We start from the raw sequence: 17,734 nt of genomic DNA, 5'->3' as shown, positions 1-17,734 counted from the left end.
CGCGTGCGCGTCGAGGTCGAACACCGTCAGCGCGTGGCCGGCTTTCAGCAGGTTGGCGGCCATCGGGCCGCCCATGTTGCCGAGTCCGATGAATGCGATTTCCATGTGCCAGCTCCTTGGGTCAGCGCAGCGCGATCGTCGTGTTCACGCCGCCGGCCGTCGCGTCGTCGTCGAACCAGCGCGCGGTGACCGTCTTGGTCTGCGTGTAGAACTGCACGACCTGCTTGCCGTACGGGCCGAGATCGCCGAGCTTCGAGCCGCGCGAGCCCGTGAAGCTGAAGTAGGGCACCGGCACCGGGATCGGGATGTTGATGCCGACCTGGCCGATGTCGATCTCGCTCTGGAACTTGCGCGCGGCCGCGCCGCTCTGCGTGAACAGCCCCACGCCGTTGCCCATCGGGTTGCGGTTGACGAGCGCGATCGCTTCGTCGAGCGTGTCGGCTTCGAGCACGACCACCACCGGCCCGAAGATTTCTTCCTTGTAGATCGACATGTCGGTCGTCACGCCCGAGAAGATCGTCGGGCCGACGAAGTTGCCCTGCTCGTAGCCGGGCACTTTCACGTCGCGGCCGTCGAGCAACAGCGTCGCGCCTTCCTTCACGCCCGCGTCGATCAGCGACAGGATGCGTTCCTTCGCCGCCTTCGACACGACCGGCCCGACGTCCGTGCCGGCTTCCGCGCCCGCATTGACCTTCAGCGCCTTCGCCTTCTCGACGAGCTCGGGCAGCCAGTCGCGCGCCTTGCCGACCAGCACGACCACCGACGTCGCCATGCAGCGCTGGCCGGCCGCGCCGAAGCCCGCGCCGACGAGCGCGTTGATCGACTGCTCGCGGTGCGCATCGGGCAGCACGACCGCGTGGTTCTTCGCGCCCATCATCGACTGCACGCGCTTGCCGTGCTGGCTGCCGAGGTTGTACACGTGCGTGCCGACGCGCGTCGAGCCGACGAACGAGATCGCCTTGATGTCCGGATGCGTGCAGAGACGGTCGACCACCGTCTTGCCGCCGTGCACGACGTTCAGCACACCCTGCGGCACGCCGGCCTCGATCGCGAGTTCGACGAGCTGCATCGTCGACAGCGGATCCTGCTCCGACGGCTTCAGCACGAACGTGTTGCCGCACACGATCGCCATCGGGAACATCCACAGCGGAATCATGCCGGGGAAGTTGAACGGCGTGATGCCCGCGCACACGCCGATCGGCTGGCGCAGCGTGTAGGTATCGACGCCGCCCGCGACGTTCTCGGCGAATTCACCTTGCTGCAGCGTGCCGATCGAGCACGCGTGCTCGACGACTTCGAGACCGCGGAAGATGTCGCCCTGCGCGTCGGGCAGCGTCTTGCCTTGTTCGGCGGTCAGCGTGTGCGCGATCCGTTCGAGATTGCGGCGCACGAGATCCTGGAACTTCAGCATGATGCGCAGCCGCGCGCCGATCGGCGTCGTCTTCCACGTCTGGAATGCGCGTTGCGCGGACGCGATCGCGGCATCGACCTCGTCGAGCGTCGCGTACGGCACGCGGCCGATCACTTCCTGCGTCGCGGGGTTGACGATGTCGCCCCATTCGGCGCTTTGCGATTCGACGAATGCGCCGTCGATCAGCAGCTTGGCGGTGGGCAGGGCGAGGGTGGTCTGGGGAACTGCGGCGTTCATGGAATTCTCCGGGAAACGGTGTGGCAACTAAAAAGGGGCCCCGTCACCGCCGCGCATGCGCGCACGGCGGACGGCAGGACGAACTGAAATCGATCGGATGCGGGCCGGCGCGTCAGGCACGTGCCGGGCGCATCAGCGCGGTACACAAGAGCGCGAACACGCCGAAGCCGACGAGGTACGCGATCACGTAGTGCGGCTGGCCGCCGCCGGCCTTGAGCAGCGACGTCGCGATCATCGGCGCGAAGCCGCCGCCGATCACGCCGGCGAGCTGCACCGACAGCGAGATGCCGCTGTAGCGGATTTCCGCCGGGAACTGCTGCGCGAACAGCAGCGATTCCGGCGCATAGAGGATCGGGAACACGACGCCGAGGCCGAGCACGATCGCCCACCATGCGTACGAGGTCTGCTGCGTGCCGAGCATCATGAAGAACGGCGCGGCGAACGCGCACATCAGCACGAGGCCGATCGCGAACATCCGGCGCTGGCCGATGCGGTCGCTCAGGTGGCCGCACAGCGGCATCGTGACGAGCGACAGCGCTGCGCCGGCCGTGATCGCGTGCAGCATCTCGGCCTTCGGCAGATGCAGCTGCTGCGTCGCGTAGGCGAGCGCGAACGTGACGACCATGTAGAACCAGGTGTTCTCGGCGGCGCGTGCGCCGACGATCGTCAGCACCTCGCGCGGATGACGGCGCAGCGCGGCCATCACCGGCGACTTCTCGGCCTTGCCCTGGCGCTGCATCTTCTCGAAGTCGGGCGACTCGGGCACCTTCGCGCGAATGAACCAACCGAGCCCGACGAGCGCGATGCTCGCGAGGAACGGCACGCGCCAGCCCCACGACAGCATGTCGGCCTCCGGCAGCGCGGCCACCGCGGCCATCGCGACCGACGACAGGATCAGGCCGAGCCCGACACCCGTCTGCGGCAGGCTGCCGAACAGCCCCTTGCGGCCCTTCGGCGCGTGTTCGACGGCCATCAGCACCGCGCCGCCCCATTCGCCGCCGACGGCCATCCCCTGCAGGAAGCGCATCGCGATCAGCAGCGCGGCGGCCCAGTAGCCGATGCTGTCGTACGACGGGATCAGCCCGATGATCATGCTCGGCACGCCCATCAGCAGCAGCGTGATCATCAGCATCGACTTGCGGCCGATGCGGTCGCCGAAGTGACCGAACACGATGCCGCCCATCGGCCGCCCGATGAAGCCGACCGCGAACGTGCCGAACGCGGCGAGCGTGCCGACGACGGGGTCCAGCGACGGGAAGAAGATGCGGTTGAAGACGAGCGCGGCGGCCGTGCCGTAGAGGAAGAAGTCGTACCACTCGATCGTGGTGCCGGCCATGCTGGCCCAGCCGGCCAGCAGGTAGTGCTTCGCGGTGCGCTCGGGCGCCGGCGCCGCGACTGTCGCATGCTCATCGAGGGTGGATCGCGTCTGCATGGTGTCTCCGTGGTGGTGCCGCGGCTCGTGGTCCGCAGGTCACGGTCGAGTATAGTTATGCGCAGATTCATCATGTACCGATAAAGAAACCGGTTGGATGTGCATTTATGCATAACGACGGCCGGCCCGGAGACTTCAGCCCCTTTTTCCCTCGCCGATGCGACATGCCACCGAGCCGGTTTCCGGCAACCTGAACTGGGACGACCTGCGCTTTTTCCTCGAAGTCGCGCGCACGCAGCGCGCGAGCGGCGCCGCGAAGCGGCTGGGGGTCGATTACACGACCGTCGCGCGGCGCATCCGCGCGCTCGAGGCCGCGATGGGCACGCTGCTGTTCGACAAGTCGCGCTCCGGCGGCTTCACGCTGACGGCTGAAGGGCAGCGGCTCGTCGCGTATGCGGATGCGATGGAGACGACCGTGCAGTCCGCGTGCGACCAGGTCGCGAACACGGGCGAGGCGCTGTCGGGCCATGTGCGGATCGGGTCGACGGAGGGGTTCGGCTGCTTTTTCCTCGCGCCGCAGCTCGCGCAGTTTCGGGCCGAGCATCCGCACGTGACGGTCGACCTGCTGCCGGTGCCGCATTTCGTCAACCTGCCGAAGCGCGAGGCCGACCTGGCGATCACGCTCGAGCGGCCCGAGCGCGGGCCCTACGTGGTCACCAAGCTGTGCGACTACCAGCTGCGGCTCTACGCGACGCGCGACTATCTCGCGAACCATGATCCGATCACCTGCACCGACGATCTCGCGCAGCACGCGTTCATCAGCTACGTCGACGATCTCGCGTTCAGCAACGAACTGCTGTACCTGGACCGTGCGGTGCCGGGCGCGACGGCCGGACTGCGCACGACGAGCGTGATCGCGCAGTATTTCGCGGCGCTGCAGGGCGGCGGGCTGGCGATCCTGCCGTGCTTCATGGCGGCCACGCAGCCGGCGCTGGTACCCGTGCTGCCGGACGACGTGGTCGTCACGCGCTGCTTCTGGCTGACGTGCCGCGAGGATCTGCGCAAGCTGCGGCGCGTGACCGCGCTGTGGGATTACCTGCGCGCGGCGGCGGACGCGAATCGCGCGCTGCTGTCGGGTGAATCGGGGAAGCTGAGATTCGTCGGCGAGCCGGAATAGCGGAGCGAGCGTGGCGGTTGCGGTTGCGGTGGCGACGGCGACGGCGACGGCGACGACGACGACGACGACGACGACGACGTGATCGATCGGTATGAAAAAACGGCTGGCGAAGATCCGGCCGGTTATCGGGGGAAACGCAGATGGCTTTGACGCATGCGGGCAAGGTGTTCGTGGTCTGTGTGGCCGTATTCGGCGTGGTCGCGTATTGGCTCGCGTCGCGCATGGTCCGCCGCCAGAACGGCGGCACGCGCGGATCGGGCGGCGCGGTCGCATTCTGGTGGCTCGTGTGCTTTTGCCTGGTGTCGCTGTGTTTCCCGTTCGCGTACTGGATCGGCGACGAACTCTACGATCTGGCGGTGTCGCCGAAATACGAGGCGACCGTCGTGTCCTACCAGTCCGAGTGGGACACTTGCGAGCGTCGCGACAGCAGCGGTCGCACGGACAAATATCGGTGCATCAAGTACACGTCGATCCTGGAAGCCGTGATGCCGAACGGCGAGCGGGTCGTGCTGCCGGGCAACATCCGCTCGGGCAGCGTGCCGGAGATCGGCGAGCGCGTCGATGTCGTGTTGCCGCAGGGCGCGAATCAGCTGCACGAACGCAGCGTGCGCAGTGTCGGCCTGCTGGCCGGCGGCGGGCTGATGGTCGCGATGACCGGGTACTTCCTCTACCTGATCGCCGCGTACGGCGCCGGCCGGAACCTCGACGGCGCGGGCCGCTTCGGCGTGGCGGTGGTGCTGAACGGGCTCGTGCCGCTCGGCGCGTTGCTGATGGAAATCGGCTTCCTGAGCGTGCCTTACCGCTACTGGGCGCGCGGGAATCCGGAGCAGTGGCCGGTGTGGGTGCTGGCGCTCTGCCTGCTGTTCGCGCTCGGGCTGCTGCCGTTGCTGCTGATCTACGCGCGAACCGCCTGGCGTGCGGTCGTGAAGTAACGGAGGCGGCGGCGCGGTTGTGCCATCATGTCAGCACCGACAGCCGCCAGGAGACGGTCGTGGAAATTCATTCGCAGTGGACCTTCGATTGCCGGCCCGAGCATGTCTGGCCGCATTTTCTCCATGCCCGGATGGACGACACGCGGCCGTTGCTGTTCCGCCTCGGCGTGCCGAAGCCGGTCAGTTGCCGCGTGCTCGAAGGCGTGCCGGCGATCGGCAACACGCGGCAGTGCACGACCGATCGCGGCACGATCGACCAGCGGATCCTCGTGCTCGACGAGAATCGCCGGCTGCGTTACCGGATGGTGGCGTCGACGGTGTGGTGCCGCGACTGGGTCGGGCTGCTCGAGGACGAATTCACGCTGACGCCAATCGAAGGCGGCAGGACACGCGTCGAACGGCGTACCGTGTTCAGCGCGCGCGGCCTCTTCAGGCCCATTCGGCAGATCGGGCTGTGGCTCGCGTTGCAGCAGGCGCACCGGTATGCGGCCCGCAACTGGCGGCGCCTCGCAATGGCGGCGCAGGGGCAGGCGGTCGCGATGGCGCCGGCGCGCTAGGCCTTGGGCGCCGGCGCGTAAAAGATTTGCCCGATGTCCGTGTCGCGCGCCTGGCCGTTGCGGTCGGCCTCGGTGCGCGTATCGAAGAAATCGAACGAGCACAGATCCGGCCGGCCCAGCGCCTTCAGGATGCTCGACGTGCGCCACGCCGGCAGCCAGTCGGCCCATGACAGCCGTACGCCCACGAGCAGCGCGAGCAGGACGCCCATCGCGAGCGGCCCGCCCAGCAGCATCGCCAGATCGGTCTCCAGGTCGGAAAAGCCGCCGTCGCCGGTCCATAGCACCAGGGCCATCATCGGGATGAGAAAGCAGTTCACGCCGATGAACATCCATTTCCACACCAGCCAGAGGACGTGTGCGAGGCCGGCCAGCCCCTTGTCGCCGCACCCGTGAGCCATGACCATGCGCTGCCGATCGGGAGACGACAGCGCGAACAGGCGACCGCGGCGATCGACCACGGCCACCACGTCGTCGCCAACGTCGAAGCACTGGCCGCCAAGGAACCCCCGGTACGTATTGCCGCCGATTTCGATTTCCACCGGAAGCTTCGCGAACAGGATCTTGCCGTTCTTCCCGACGGTGACGTATGCGTTTGCCGACGAGAAGGTCCTGGTCTCGCGCAGGTTCGCGTATGACCACGTCGCCGGATGCTCGACCTTGTCGGCCGCGGCGTTCAACTGGGCGAGGACGTAGTCTTCGTCGGCTTGCTGAAACGCCAGCGCATTGGCCGCGGCCCCGTTGCCGGTGAGCGCCGCAAGGATCGGCACCACGGTGTGCGTGAACCAGTAGCCGAGCGATTTCTTGCGGGCTTCGGGGTCGACGGGTGAGACCTGACGGCTTCCGGCAGTGCCTTGGTCGGGGCGCTCGAGAAAGCGCAACGCGGTCAGTTTGCCTTCGACAAGACGCAGGGGGGAGGACATAGGGGTACGCGGCCGCAACGGGACAGGGTTGGCGGAGTCTACCAGTCGTCTGACTAGACGCGCGACGCGCTCGATTCGCCCGACGCGCCGTTCCGCCGGCCCTGCAGCGCGCCGCGGTCGCGCCCCGAACCCGGCCTCAACCCGGGCAGCCCAGCCGGTCAGCGAGTTCGTTCAGATCCTTGACGTCGAAGTCCCACGCATCGTCGGCTTTCAGATCGGTCGTCTGGCCGGGCCCGTGTTCGGTCGGCCGCAGCACGAACGCGGTCGACAGCCCCTGCCGGCGCGCGGCTGCGAGATCGCCGTTGTGCGCGGCGACCAGGCACAGCTCGGCCGGCTCGACGCCGAGAATCTCGACGGTGTCGCTGTACACCTGCGGCGACGGCTTGTACGCGCGGACGACTTCGGCGCCGAGAATCGCATCCCACGGCAGCCCCGCGCGTTTCGCGACGTCGACCATCAGCCGGATGTTGCCGTTCGACAGCGGCGCGATGATGAAGCGCCGCTTCAGCCGTTGCAGCGCCGCGACGGCATCGGGCCACGGGTCGAGGCTGTGCCACGCGAGGTTGAGCGCGTCGATGTCGGCGTCGGGCACGTCGACGATCCCGTAGCGGTCGAGCGTGCGGACGAGGTTCTCGCGGTGCAGCACGTCGAGCCGCACGTAGCGGCGGCGCCCGCTGCGGATTTCTTCCATCGACGGCGAATATTCGGCCCGCCACGCATCGGCGAATTCGAGCGGGTCGAGCGCGGGGGCGTAGCGGTCGAGGAACGCGGCGGCGCCGCGTGCCACGCCGCCTCTCCAGTCGACGATCGTTCCGAAGACATCGAAAACGAGCGCCTTGATTTCGGCAGGGTTCGTCATGGTGATCCAGTGAGGGTCGATCGATGAGGTTACGAGTCGCCGTGCCGCCGGATTGCGCGGCGCCGGTTCGATCGACATTGAATCACGGATACGGAAAGACGGCCTGGCCGGCCGTGCGGGCAGCCAGGCGGCGCGGAACGGATGAGGCCGGCCGCGCGCGCGGGTGCGCGCCGCCGGCCGGAAACGTCCGCGGCCGCTCGGGCCGGTCAGCTCTTGTCGTACGAGAACTGGATGCCGGCCGTGCCGCCGGTTTCGATGAACAGGTCGATGAAGGCCGGCACGGTGGCGCTGCGCGCCCAGTCGCGCTGCAACTCGCAGAACAGCTGCGCGACGCTGATCATCTGGCCGCCGGCCTGCTCGATGCGGCGCAGCGCCGCGTCGTGCGCGGCAACCGACGTGCCGCCCACCGCGTCGACGACCACGTACACCTCGTAGCCGGCCTTCAGCGCGTCGAGCGCCGGGAACGTCAGGCATGCTTCGGTCCACAGGGCGGTCATGATCAGCTTCTTGCGGCCGGTCGCCTCGACGGCCCGGCGGAACTCGACGTCTTCCCACGAATTGATGCTCGTGCGGTCGTAGGTCGGATGGCCTTCCAGCGCCGCGCGCAGTTGCGGGATCGGCGGCTTGTTCAGGCCGGTCTTCACGTTGACGGTCGAGTGGACGATCGGCAGGCCGTACGCGACGGCCGCCTTCGACGCGCCGACGATGTTGTTGATCAGCAGCTGGCGATCCATCGACGCGATGGAGTTCACCTGGACCGGCTGGTAATCGATGACGATGAACGCCGCATTCTGCGGGGTGAGCAGGTGGTCGTTCGCGGGGTCGCGAATCGGTTCGCTTGCCATGGTTGCCTCCAGAGACAGGGCAGGAAGTGAAGGGGGGCGACGGGCCGGGGCGGCGTGGCAGAGGGCCCGGACCAGAACAGTCCGGACCCCTGCGACGACCTCGATACGCGTCGAATCACGATGCTATTCGTGCAACAAACGGCGTTCCAGTCCCTTAAAATGCCATCAGTGTTCTATGGGTGGAACAATCATGGATGACCTGAACGACCTCTACTACTTCGTGAAGGTGGTCGAACACGGCGGGTTCACGCAGGCGGGGCGCGCGCTGGACGTCCCGAAATCGACGCTGAGCCGGCGCATCGCGGCGCTGGAGGCGCAGTACGACGTGCGGCTGCTGCAGCGCACGACGCGCCGGTTCACGGTGACGGAGACCGGGCGCGAATTCTACGAGCGATGCCTCGCCGTGCTGGTCGAAGCCGAGGCGGCACGCGAGGTGATCGAGCGCCGGCACGCGGAGCCGCGAGGCATCGTCCGCGTGAGTTGCCCGACCGCGCTGCTCGAATACCGGGTGAGCGAACTGATCGCGCGCTTCATGGCGATTCATCCGCAGGTGCAGGTGCATCTCGAGGCGACGAATCGGCGCGTCGACCTGCTGAGCGAAGGCATCGATCTCGCGTTGCGGGTGCGCTTTCCGCCGCTGGAGGACAGCGATCTCGTGATGCGCATCCTCGGCGACAGCCCGCAGCGGCTGGTGGCCGCGCCGCACTGGCTCGGCGGGCGCGCCGCGCCATCGGATCCTGCCGAACTGGCCGGCGTGCCGAGCCTCGACTGGGGCCCGGCGCGGCATCACGTGTGGCAACTGGTCGGGCCGAACGGCGAGCAGGTGCCATTGCGCCATCACCCGCGCTTCATTACCGACGACCTGCATGCGCTGCGCGATGCGGCGATTCACGGCGTCGGCATCGTGCAACTGCCGTGCATGGTCGTCGAGGACGATCTGCGCAACGGCACGCTGGTCGACGTGCTGCCCGGATGGGCGCCGAAGGGCGGCGTGATCCACGCGGTGTTTCCGTCGCGGCGCGGGCTGCTGCCGCGCGTGCGTCTGTTGATCGACTTCCTGGCCGAACACATCCGCAGGGATTGACGCGCGGCGGCCGCGTTCGGTGTGTCGTCGCCGGGTGTGCCGAGGCGGTCGGTGCTGCGCCCCGGCCTGCGCATCCCGTTGCGTTCCTTCATCGCATCGAGGCCGTTGCCCCGGTTAGGGCGTGAGATCGAACCGCCCGGCATCGTCGCGCGCGAATCGCCCGTCGCCCATCACCCATCACCCATCACCCATCACCCATCGCCCGTCGCCCGTCGCCCATCGGGCGTGGTCGGCTCACGACATTCGCGTGTGACGATTCCCGAATCCGGCGCGCAACCTTGCCCGGCCAGCCCTGGCTCGGGTTACTCCCGACGCAATTTTCCGACAACCCGCAATAAGCAGATATCGCTGCATCGGGGCGCTCACTACCATTCGTCGAACGGCTGAGGGCCGCGCGGATGGCCGGCCTGCCGGCACGAGATACGGCGCGGCGTCAGTGCCGATGAAACGGAGCGCCGCCATGGAGGAAGGGAATCGGCGGCAGCGGCGTCGACTCGTCGCGTTGATCGCGACCGTGTCGGCGCTGGTGCTGGCCTACGGTGTCGCGCGACATCTGTCGCACGCGTCGACGAGACCGCCGGATCAACAGGTGTTTTCCGTCGACGTCGATCGGGACAAGGCGCCCTGGGAACGATCCGTGATCGCGATTCGCGAAGGGATGCCGGCGCATATCAACGTGCATTCGCGAGAGGCGGGTGTGCTGATGGCGCATGAAATACCGGGTGCGCTCGCGGCTTGCACCGTCGGAACCGAGCAGTCGATGGACATTCTCCCGGTCGGGATCACCGGGCGCTTTTCGCTGCACTTTCACAGCCGGACCGGCGAGCAGATCGAGGTGGCTGTCATCGAGATATATCCGGACAACTAACGATAAACCGGATCGGAACGACATTCGAAACAGGAGGAGGCAAAGATGCGCGTACTGAATCGCCTGGCGATCGCGATATCGCTCGGCACACTCATGCTCGCCGGCTGCGGCGGAGACGACAACGACGTGACGAGCACGACACCCGCCGTATCGGTGGCGGACTATGTCGTACCGCGGGTGCCCGGCTGCAGCCCGGGCGACACGCCCGAGACGGCGCTGCAAGGGCAGGTGCCCGCCGCGCTGCGCCAGTCCGGATTCGGCGGCTTCAGCTGCAACCTGAAGCGCGTCAGCCAGGTGCAGGGCGAGGGCGCGTCGTGGTCGGCCGCGACCTACACCGACCGGCAGGGCCACACCTGCTTCTACCATGCGACGATGGGCGCGACGCCGGCCTTCAACAATCCCGATGCGCCGCCGCGCGTGAACCCGGGCGTGCCGGTGATCGACATCACCGATCCGGCCAAGCCGGTGCGGGTGAGTTCGCTGACGTCCACGGCGATGATCGATCCGTGGGAATCGCTGCGTGTGAACGTGGCGCGCGGCATCCTGGCTGCCGACAACGGGCTCGGTGGCGGTGGCGGCCCGGAGGTCGACCTGTACGACGTGGCGACCGACTGCACGCGCCCGCAGTTGCTTGCCAGTGTTCCCGTCGGCACGGGCGCCGACGGCGGCATCGTGCCAGCCACCAAGCAGCTCGGCCACGAAGGCGGGTTTTCTCCGGATGGGTTTACCTACTACGTCGGCGGGGCGTTTACAAAATCCTATTACGCGATCGACCTGACCGTGCCGACCCGGCCGAAGATGATCTCGGCCATCAGTGTGCCGGACCTGGGCATGGGGACCATTTCCCACGGACTGTCGGTGAGCCAGGACGGGAACCGCGCGTACTTCGTCTCGTCGGGGAACGGCGGCACGGCGATCGGCATGAGCGCACCGCCGCTGGACAACCCGAATGCGACCGGCGACAACGGGTTCTTCGTCATCGACACCAGCGAAGTACAGAGCCGGCGTCCCAATGCACAAATGCACCGGATTGCGACGATGCCGGTGCGGGACGGCAGCATTGCACAACATACGATCTCGTTCTCCGTGGCGGGCAAGCCCTATCTGATCGAGGTCGATGAAGGCGGCTCGGGCGGGCTTCAGGATCCTAGCGCCACTGCCGTGAAGGCCGCGTGCAATGCCGGCGTGGCACCGTTCCCGATGGGGCACATCTACGACATGTCGAACGAAGCGACGCCGCAGCTCGTCTCCGAACTGCGACTCGAAACGCACGCCGTGCAGAACTGCAGCAAGGTGATTCCCGACATTCTCGGCCTTTCCACGTTCACGTACGGGTCGCACTACTGCAGCGTCGACAACCGGGAGAACGCCACCGCGCTCGCGTGCAGCTACTTCAACTCCGGCGTGCGCGTGTTCGACATTCGCGATCCGGCGAAGCCGAAAGAGATCGCGTACTACAACCCGCCTTCGGCCAAGTCGCCCGGCGCCGGTTCCGCGCACCTGATGTTCGGCCAGTACCGCCCGGGCGGCCCGGACTGGTGTGCGTCGCGTCTCGATTTCGACTTCGACCGCCATCTGCTGACTACCGCCTGCCAGGACAACGGGCTGCTCGTGCTGTCGTTCGAAAACGGCGCGTGGCCGTTTCCCGAAAGCACCAAAGCGACGGAGATCGGCAATTGATGCATCGTAGACAGGTTGCTCGCGGGTCGTCGCGCGAAGCGGTCGCAACCGGCAGGGCAGGCGCGCGAGGCCGCGCCCGGCGCAATCCGGGCGTTGCCGCGCTGGCCTTGCTAGCGGCGCTCGCGATGCCGCTGACGTGCTCGGGGTTCGAAGCGGACGTGCACTTCGGTCTCACGTTCTGGCTCGCGACGCAGGCGGGGTTCGCGACCGGCGAGGCCGACGCGATTGCGCTCGCCGACCAGCGGATGGATGCCGGCTCGATCGAATACATGACGTCGCCGCTGCAGTTTGCCTGCCTGTCGCGCTTCGCGCCCGATGCGCAGGATACCCAGGCGGCGCACTATCCGAGCGAGACCCGCGTGCCGGCCGCGGCGGCCGCCCGGATCGTGGTGCCGGACGGCCCGGCGTCACGGTCTTCGGTCGATGCCACGCTGCGGCGCGCCGAGGGTCGCAACGCGGGCTTCATGCTGGGCGAGTTCGGCCGGTCGCTGCATGCGCTGCAAGACGCGTGGGCGCATCAAGGCACGCCGTCGGTACCGGACTGGCGCCGCTACGGTATTGAATGCGACGCCAGCCTGGCGATGGCCGCGCCGCTCGAGCGCGGTGGCCCGTCCGGCCACGCTGCGGAGATGACCTGGCGCTGGCCCGTCGATACGGAGGCGATGGCGAAGTCGACGTATCTCCAGATGATTCGTTATCCGAAGATCAATGGCGTGTCGAGAAACGCGCGGCCGTGGGAGCAGGTCCGGCCGATGCTCGCCGGTTTCATCGACGCGCGAACCAAGCACGCGAAATCCGGCTGGTTCGTCGCGAACGGCCTGAAGGACACGTCGTTCCTCGACGGTACGAGCCTGCCGGACGGCCCCGCGTGGCAGGCGGTCCGCTGGCACGGCCGGCGCGACGTGCCGAAGCCGGTCGCGCCGACCGGGCAGCCCGGCGTCGACAAGGGGCTCGTCGATTTCTACGCACGCTTCTTCAGCGACTGGGTCACGACGTCGCCGGTGGACAAGCGCTGGCTGCCCGCGCTGGCTACCGGCCACGCCGGCAAGCCCGACGGCCCGCTGGTCGAGCAGTTGACCGGCTGGCGCTTGCGGGATCACGGCACCTACCTCGCAATCGGGACGCCCTCGCAGCCGACGGGAAGCGCCGGTGCGAGCGTGCGCAACCGCGCGTCGTTCGCGGTCTTCAAGTCGTTGAACGATGCGGTGCTGCCGCTCATCGTGGAGGGCGACAAGCCGTCACCGATTCTGCCGTTCCTGGTTTTTCCGCTGCCCGATTCGGCCGACGGAAACAAGCGTGCCGTCGCGCTGATCAAGCTGCTCGATGCACCTTACGACACGATCGGCGTGGTGTCGGGGCAGCGCAGCGGGGCCGGCTGGAAGGTCACGGGACTGATTTCGTCTTCCGATTACTGATATGCACGACGACTTCGAAGATGGTGCGCGTGGGGCGACGCCCCCCGTCGACAACGGGATCTCACGCCACAACGCGTGGCGGGCCCCGGGGGTGGCGGCGCTTCTCGCTTGTGCGCCGACCTGCGCGGATGCGCATGCGTGGAATATTCCGTACTACCTGCCGGTGCCGTTGTGGCTCTATGCGTACGCGGCGACCGGCACGCTCGTGGTGTCCTTCATGATCCTGGCGTTTGCATCGGGCGCGCGCGTTCCGGACGCGCGCGCGCCGGCGATCCGATGGCGGCGGGAAGGGCGGATACCGGCCATCGCGCTCGCAGCGGGGCAGGCGGCGAGCATGGGCTTCGTTGTCCTGCTGATCGTGTCGGGCCTCGCCGGCACCCAGAACCCGTTCGTCAACCTCAGCATGTCGGGATTCTGGCTCTGGTTCTATCTTGGGTCGATCTACGTCAGCGCGGTGTTCGGCAACCTCTATGCGTTCACGAACCCGTTTGCGTTGCTGCTGCGGATCGTGGCACGCGGCGTCCCGGCATTCGACAGGGGCCGGTATCGCTATCCTCGCGGCCTCGCATCGTATCCCGCGCTGCTCGTGTATGTCGCCCTGATCGCGCTGGAGCTGTTCGGCGCGGCACGGCCGCGCGACGCCAGCCTGTTCCTTGCCGGCTATGCGATCTATGCGCTGGCTGGTTCGTTCTGCTTCGGCCGCGACGTGTGGCTCAGGCATTTCGATGCGTTCGGCATCCTGTGCGGATTGTGCGCACGACTGTCGCCGCTCGAATGGCGTCGCGTGTCGGCGCGCGAAATCGGCATCAGGCTGAGGAATCCGGTCGCCGGCATGGCATCGGAACCGCCGTTCGATACCAGCGTCGTGATCTTCCTGTCGTTCATGCTGTCGTCGACGGCTTATGACGGCTTGCGCGATACAGCCGTCTGGAACGCCTTCTTCTGGCGCGGCATCTATCCGCTGATCGTCGCGGTGTTTCCGGCGCTGAAAAACGACTACGCGATCGCGGGGGACCTCGTGCTCGCCGGGCAGTGGGCCACCTTTGCCGCGGTCGGGCTGGCCTACCATGGCCTGTTCCGGGGCTTCTGCGCGCTCGGCGCGGCGGGATCGCGTTCGACGCTGGATGGCCACGCGTTTGCGCGGCAGTTCTGCCTGTTGCTGTTGCCGATCGCGCTGTTCTACAACGTGTGTCACTACTTCACGCTGTTCATCGACCAGGGGCGGCAGATCGTTTCGCTGCTGTCCGATCCGCTCGGGATCGGCTGGAACCTGCTGTCGATCGACCCGGCGCAGGTCGCGCCGACCGCGCTCCTGATCAACGTCGGCTATATCTGGCATGCGCAGGTGCTGCTGATTCTCGCCGGCCATGTGCTGAGCGTGGTCGTCACGCACGCGATCGCCGTCCGTCATCGCGTGCTGGCCGGCGCCGTGGTGCGCAACCAGTTGCCGCTGCTGGTGCTGACGATCGTGCTGACGGTCAGCGGCCTGTGGATCCTGTCGCTGCCGCTCGCGTGACGTTCGCGGCACGCGGCTTGAGCCCGGACGGCGAGCATCCCCACCGTTTGCGGAACGTGGCCGAGAAGTGGCTCGTGGTCGAAAAGCCGCACGCGAGCGCGGCCTCGGTCACATCGCATCGGCCGCGTTCGATCAGGTCGCGGGCGGCTTGCAGCCGGGTCTCGACGATGTACTGATGCGGCGTCACCCCGTTGGCTTTCTTGAAGTTCCGGATGAACGAATACAGGTCGCCGGGATAGTCGACCGCTTCGGCTAGCGTCACGAGCGTGAGCGGATCGCGGAAATTGTCGCGGATGTACTCGACGGCTCGCCGCATCCCCTGCGCATGCGTGTACTCGCGGGCCTTGCGCGTCGACTCGAGATACGACATGCGGCCGAGCGCGGCCGCGCCCAGGGTTTCGACATAGGTCGGCCCCGACGGCATCCCCGCGACCGCATCTTCATGGATGCTTCGGATGATCTGCACGAGCAGGTCGTCGTTCACGTCGAAGCGGGGCACGGCCGGCGTGCCGGGCAGCAGGCCGGACCGGGCGAGCCAGGACACATCGAAGTGGACGGCGAGCCATTCGATGTCGTTCGACCACCGGCTGGAACACCCGAAGCCGGGCGGCACGTAAGTCAACGGCGTGCGCATCACGTGCGGGGCCCAGCCGTTGCCGTCGTCCGTGCGCATTTCGAATCCGGTGGGCATCCGCAGGTGCAGCGTGAAGACCGGCTCGGTCGTTTCGAGATCGATCAGCTCCGATGCTTGCGCGATGTAGTGATCGATCGCGACGACACCGCGCGACGGCGTCGCCAGCTGCCGTTTCCAGCCCGCCGGCGGTTGCCAGTTCGACCGGCGTCCGTCGGGGTGTTTTGCACACACATAACTCATCGTTGGCCGGTTCTGCATGCCTGTTCCCTTCATGTCGCCCGGATACCGGCGAAGCGCGCGCTCGCCGCGATGATCCGCCTTGGAGAATCAGCACACTGTAGGGCGTCATGCTTACTCGATGCTTACCTGTCCGGAACGACGATGAAAAGCGGCGCCCCGCGTGCGGTCGAACGGCGCAACCGCACGGCAGGGGATCGCTGGATGCGGAATCGTCCGATGTTTGCCGGTACCGGAAGATGGCCGGCTGCCGTCAAAGCCCCTTGCGGATCTGCACCTGGACCTTGCCGTCGCGAATCGGCATCACGTCGGGGCTGTCGTCGCCGACTTCGCTGGCGATCAGGTCGTTCAGGCGGCCGTTCATTGCGAGCAGCAGCTCGCCGTGCCTGTTCCTGTCCATCGCGAGATTGCGCATCTCGCCCGGATCGCTCGCGACGTCGAACAGCTCGACGTCGTTGCGCGCGAACAAGTTTTCCATCGTCGTCGGCCGGTTGAATTCGAGCGGCGAGAAATAGCGCGTGAACCGGTAGCGGCCGTCGAACACGCTGCGGATCGTGCCGCGCAACCGGAAATCCGGCTGCTGCGCCAGCGCGCGGCGCAACAGCTCGTCCTCGGGCACGCCTTTCTGCCGCAGCATGCCCAGTTCCTTCAGCATCCATTCGCTGTCGTAGTACAGCAGCATCGCGTAGTTGAACAGCGTCGCGTCGCGCGCCGCGTGCAGCTTCACCTCGGCCGGCTTCGCGAGCCAGCGCGTGAGGTCGTGCCCCTTCAGCGCATTGCCGCGGATCGACGCGAGACGCGCGTCGTCGAGGCCGGTGAGCCCGAGCAGCGTCGGCGCGATGTCGATGTGCGACGTCAGCGCATCGCACTGCATGCCGCCCGGATACGCGGGATGGCGGATCACGAGCGGCACGTGGTTCTGCGGCTGGTACGCGGTTGCGCCCTTGCCGACGAGCTGGTGCGCGCCGACGTGGTCGCCGTGGTCGGCCGTCATCACGACGATCGTGCGTTCGTCGAGGCCGAGCGATTGCAGCGACTGCAGCAGGCGCACGACGTGCGTGTCGCAATCGCGGACGCAGTTGAAGTAGTTGTCCTGATAGATGCGCAGGCGTTCGTCGGTGAACGGATAGCGGCCGACGAGGTTCGCATGCGCGGCATTGAACATCCCGTGCGCGGGCGGTCGCCCCGGCTCGTCGTACGGCTGCCGCCGCGATGCCGCGAGCGGCACGTCGTGCCACGACGTGCGATACAGCGCGTCGTTCGGCGGCGGCGCGTTGCCGAGCATCGGGTGGTTCGCGTTCTGCACCGTCGAGCCGTTCGTGTCGGTGTTCACGAACATCGCGTCGTGCGGGTTCACCAGATTCACCGCGAGGAACCACGGCTTGCCTTCCTTCGCGAGCCGCGGCGCGTGGTTGCGCATCCAGCTGACCGCGGCTTCGGCCGTGATCCCGTCGTACTGGTAGCCGCCGCGCGCCGCTCCGATCAGGTCGCCCACGCCGAAATAGTCGTCGAAACCGTACGACCGGATCGTGCGGTTGTAGTCGGCCACGGGCGCCGTGTACGGGCTCGTGGTTTCGTGCATCGACGCGCTCAGGTGCCATTTGCCGAGATACGCGGCGTAGTAGCCGGCATCGCGCAGCATGTGGCCGACGGTACGCACGTCCGGCGACATGTCCTTCTGCCAGGGTGCGCCCGCGTTGTCGAGCACGCCGGTGTGCTGGATGTGCTGCCCCGTGTAGATCGTCGAGCGCGACGGCGAGCACACGCATGCGGCGATCTGGTGGTGCATGAACGTGATGCCGTCGCGGCGCAGCGCTTCGCGGCCCGGCACCGGAAACGGCCAGCGGTCGAAGTGGCGCTCCTGGTCGGTCAGGATGAACAGGATGTTGTAGCCGGCCGGCGGCGCGGCGGGCGCGGTCGTCGCGCCATGGAACGCGGGCGCGGGATCGACGCCTGCACCGGCGGCAACCGGGGCGGCCGGCGGCGGGTT

Annotated in this window: 16 protein-coding genes; 8 read left to right on the top strand and 8 right to left on the bottom strand. The window is 67.4% G+C overall.

All coding sequences use genetic code 11. The annotated features are described in order from the left end of the window. The 3 genes from G3N61_RS32490 to G3N61_RS32480 all read right to left on the bottom strand — a co-directional run. Window positions 1–105, bottom strand: a 105-nt coding sequence (locus tag G3N61_RS32490) for an NAD(P)-binding domain-containing protein (RefSeq protein ID WP_205824448.1), incomplete at its 3' end; no start/stop codon positions are given. A 16-nt stretch (window positions 106–121) separates the two neighbouring features. Further along, entirely contained in the window at window positions 122–1,648 is a 1,527-nt protein-coding gene (locus tag G3N61_RS32485; protein WP_089453292.1) for a CoA-acylating methylmalonate-semialdehyde dehydrogenase, read from the bottom strand. A 112-nt stretch (window positions 1,649–1,760) separates the two neighbouring features. Then, on the bottom strand, window positions 1,761–3,080 hold the full coding sequence (locus G3N61_RS32480) for an MFS transporter (protein ID WP_043179404.1): 1,320 nt from the start codon (window positions 3,078–3,080) through the stop codon (window positions 1,761–1,763). 157 nt (window positions 3,081–3,237) lie between these two features. Between G3N61_RS32480 and G3N61_RS32475 the strand changes: the two genes are divergently transcribed. The 3 genes from G3N61_RS32475 (at window position 3,238) to G3N61_RS32465 (ending at window position 5,686) form a co-directional block, all read left to right on the top strand. Then, window positions 3,238–4,197 (top strand): LysR family transcriptional regulator, encoded by a 960-nt coding sequence (locus G3N61_RS32475; protein ID WP_043179402.1) that lies wholly within the window; start codon window positions 3,238–3,240, stop codon window positions 4,195–4,197. A 140-nt stretch (window positions 4,198–4,337) separates the two neighbouring features. Further along, complete coding sequence (locus tag G3N61_RS32470; RefSeq protein WP_205824445.1) at window positions 4,338–5,129, top strand: uracil permease; 792 nt, start codon at window positions 4,338–4,340, stop codon at window positions 5,127–5,129. Window positions 5,130–5,188: 59 nt separating this feature from the next. Then, window positions 5,189–5,686, top strand: a complete 498-nt coding sequence (locus G3N61_RS32465; RefSeq protein ID WP_205824444.1) for a hypothetical protein — start codon at window positions 5,189–5,191, stop codon at window positions 5,684–5,686. On the opposite strand, the gene G3N61_RS32460 is transcribed toward G3N61_RS32465, so the two are convergent. The 3 genes from G3N61_RS32460 to G3N61_RS32450 all read right to left on the bottom strand — a co-directional run bounded on the left by G3N61_RS32460 (window position 5,683) and on the right by G3N61_RS32450 (window position 8,310). Beyond that, on the bottom strand, window positions 5,683–6,606 hold the full coding sequence (locus G3N61_RS32460) for a hypothetical protein (protein ID WP_205824443.1): 924 nt from the start codon (window positions 6,604–6,606) through the stop codon (window positions 5,683–5,685). The genes G3N61_RS32465 and G3N61_RS32460 overlap by 4 nt on opposite strands. A 136-nt stretch (window positions 6,607–6,742) precedes the next feature. After that, window positions 6,743–7,465 carry a haloacid dehalogenase type II gene (locus G3N61_RS32455; RefSeq protein WP_043179396.1) on the bottom strand — a complete coding sequence of 241 codons (723 nt, stop codon included), beginning with the start codon at window positions 7,463–7,465 and terminating at the stop codon, window positions 6,743–6,745. 206 nt (window positions 7,466–7,671) lie between these two features. Then, entirely contained in the window at window positions 7,672–8,310 is a 639-nt protein-coding gene (locus G3N61_RS32450) for a hydrolase (protein ID WP_043179393.1), read from the bottom strand. 190 nt (window positions 8,311–8,500) lie between these two features. Here G3N61_RS32450 and G3N61_RS32445 point away from each other — a divergent pair, with 190 nt between their 5' ends. From G3N61_RS32445 to G3N61_RS32425, 5 genes are all read left to right on the top strand, one after another. Next, on the top strand, window positions 8,501–9,394 hold the full coding sequence (locus tag G3N61_RS32445) for a LysR substrate-binding domain-containing protein (protein WP_043179391.1): 894 nt from the start codon (window positions 8,501–8,503) through the stop codon (window positions 9,392–9,394). 442 nt (window positions 9,395–9,836) lie between these two features. Beyond that, window positions 9,837–10,262, top strand: a complete 426-nt coding sequence (locus G3N61_RS32440) for a hypothetical protein (RefSeq protein ID WP_043179390.1) — start codon at window positions 9,837–9,839, stop codon at window positions 10,260–10,262. A 45-nt stretch (window positions 10,263–10,307) separates the two neighbouring features. Then, a complete protein-coding gene (locus tag G3N61_RS32435) occupies window positions 10,308–11,942 on the top strand; it encodes a hypothetical protein (protein WP_205824442.1) in 1,635 nt (544 codons plus the stop codon). Beyond that, window positions 11,942–13,357, top strand: a complete 1,416-nt coding sequence (locus G3N61_RS32430; protein ID WP_241018007.1) for a DUF6765 family protein — start codon at window positions 11,942–11,944, stop codon at window positions 13,355–13,357. The genes G3N61_RS32435 and G3N61_RS32430 overlap by 1 nt, the downstream gene beginning before the upstream one ends. Window positions 13,358–13,448: 91 nt before the next feature. Next, window positions 13,449–14,873, top strand: a complete 1,425-nt coding sequence (locus tag G3N61_RS32425) for a hypothetical protein (RefSeq protein WP_346778600.1) — start codon at window positions 13,449–13,451, stop codon at window positions 14,871–14,873. Here the strand turns inward: G3N61_RS32425 and G3N61_RS32420 are convergent. Together G3N61_RS32420 and G3N61_RS32415 are read right to left on the bottom strand one after the other, a co-directional pair. Beyond that, on the bottom strand, window positions 14,836–15,747 hold the full coding sequence (locus tag G3N61_RS32420) for an AraC family transcriptional regulator (protein ID WP_241018006.1): 912 nt from the start codon (window positions 15,745–15,747) through the stop codon (window positions 14,836–14,838). The two genes, G3N61_RS32425 and G3N61_RS32420, sit on opposite strands and share 38 nt — an antisense overlap. 250 nt (window positions 15,748–15,997) lie before the next feature. Then, window positions 15,998–17,734, bottom strand: a 1,737-nt coding sequence (locus tag G3N61_RS32415; RefSeq protein ID WP_205824440.1) for a sulfatase-like hydrolase/transferase, incomplete at its 5' end; no start/stop codon positions are given.

The organism is Burkholderia sp. Ac-20349 (assembly GCF_017104865.1).
GTDB lineage: Bacteria > Pseudomonadota > Gammaproteobacteria > Burkholderiales > Burkholderiaceae > Burkholderia > Burkholderia aenigmatica.
This window is presented reverse-complemented; position numbering and strand designations above follow the sequence as displayed.

What these genes read in the sequence shown, in the direction of transcription:
- G3N61_RS32485 (WP_089453292.1), bottom strand. Translation starts at nt 1,648, where the DNA reads ATGAACGCCGCAGTTCCCCAGACCACCCTCGCCCTGCCCACCGCCAAG.
- G3N61_RS32480 (WP_043179404.1), bottom strand. Translation starts at nt 3,080, where the DNA reads ATGCAGACGCGATCCACCCTCGATGAGCATGCGACAGTCGCGGCGCCG.
- G3N61_RS32475 (WP_043179402.1), top strand. Translation starts at nt 3,238, where the DNA reads ATGCGACATGCCACCGAGCCGGTTTCCGGCAACCTGAACTGGGACGAC.
- G3N61_RS32470 (WP_205824445.1), top strand. Translation starts at nt 4,338, where the DNA reads ATGGCTTTGACGCATGCGGGCAAGGTGTTCGTGGTCTGTGTGGCCGTA.
- G3N61_RS32460 (WP_205824443.1), bottom strand. Translation starts at nt 6,606, where the DNA reads ATGTCCTCCCCCCTGCGTCTTGTCGAAGGCAAACTGACCGCGTTGCGC.
- G3N61_RS32455 (WP_043179396.1), bottom strand. Translation starts at nt 7,465, where the DNA reads ATGACGAACCCTGCCGAAATCAAGGCGCTCGTTTTCGATGTCTTCGGA.
- G3N61_RS32450 (WP_043179393.1), bottom strand. Translation starts at nt 8,310, where the DNA reads ATGGCAAGCGAACCGATTCGCGACCCCGCGAACGACCACCTGCTCACC.
- G3N61_RS32445 (WP_043179391.1), top strand. Translation starts at nt 8,501, where the DNA reads ATGGATGACCTGAACGACCTCTACTACTTCGTGAAGGTGGTCGAACAC.
- G3N61_RS32440 (WP_043179390.1), top strand. Translation starts at nt 9,837, where the DNA reads ATGAAACGGAGCGCCGCCATGGAGGAAGGGAATCGGCGGCAGCGGCGT.
- G3N61_RS32435 (WP_205824442.1), top strand. Translation starts at nt 10,308, where the DNA reads ATGCGCGTACTGAATCGCCTGGCGATCGCGATATCGCTCGGCACACTC.
- G3N61_RS32430 (WP_241018007.1), top strand. Translation starts at nt 11,942, where the DNA reads ATGCATCGTAGACAGGTTGCTCGCGGGTCGTCGCGCGAAGCGGTCGCA.
- G3N61_RS32420 (WP_241018006.1), bottom strand. Translation starts at nt 15,747, where the DNA reads ATGAGTTATGTGTGTGCAAAACACCCCGACGGACGCCGGTCGAACTGG.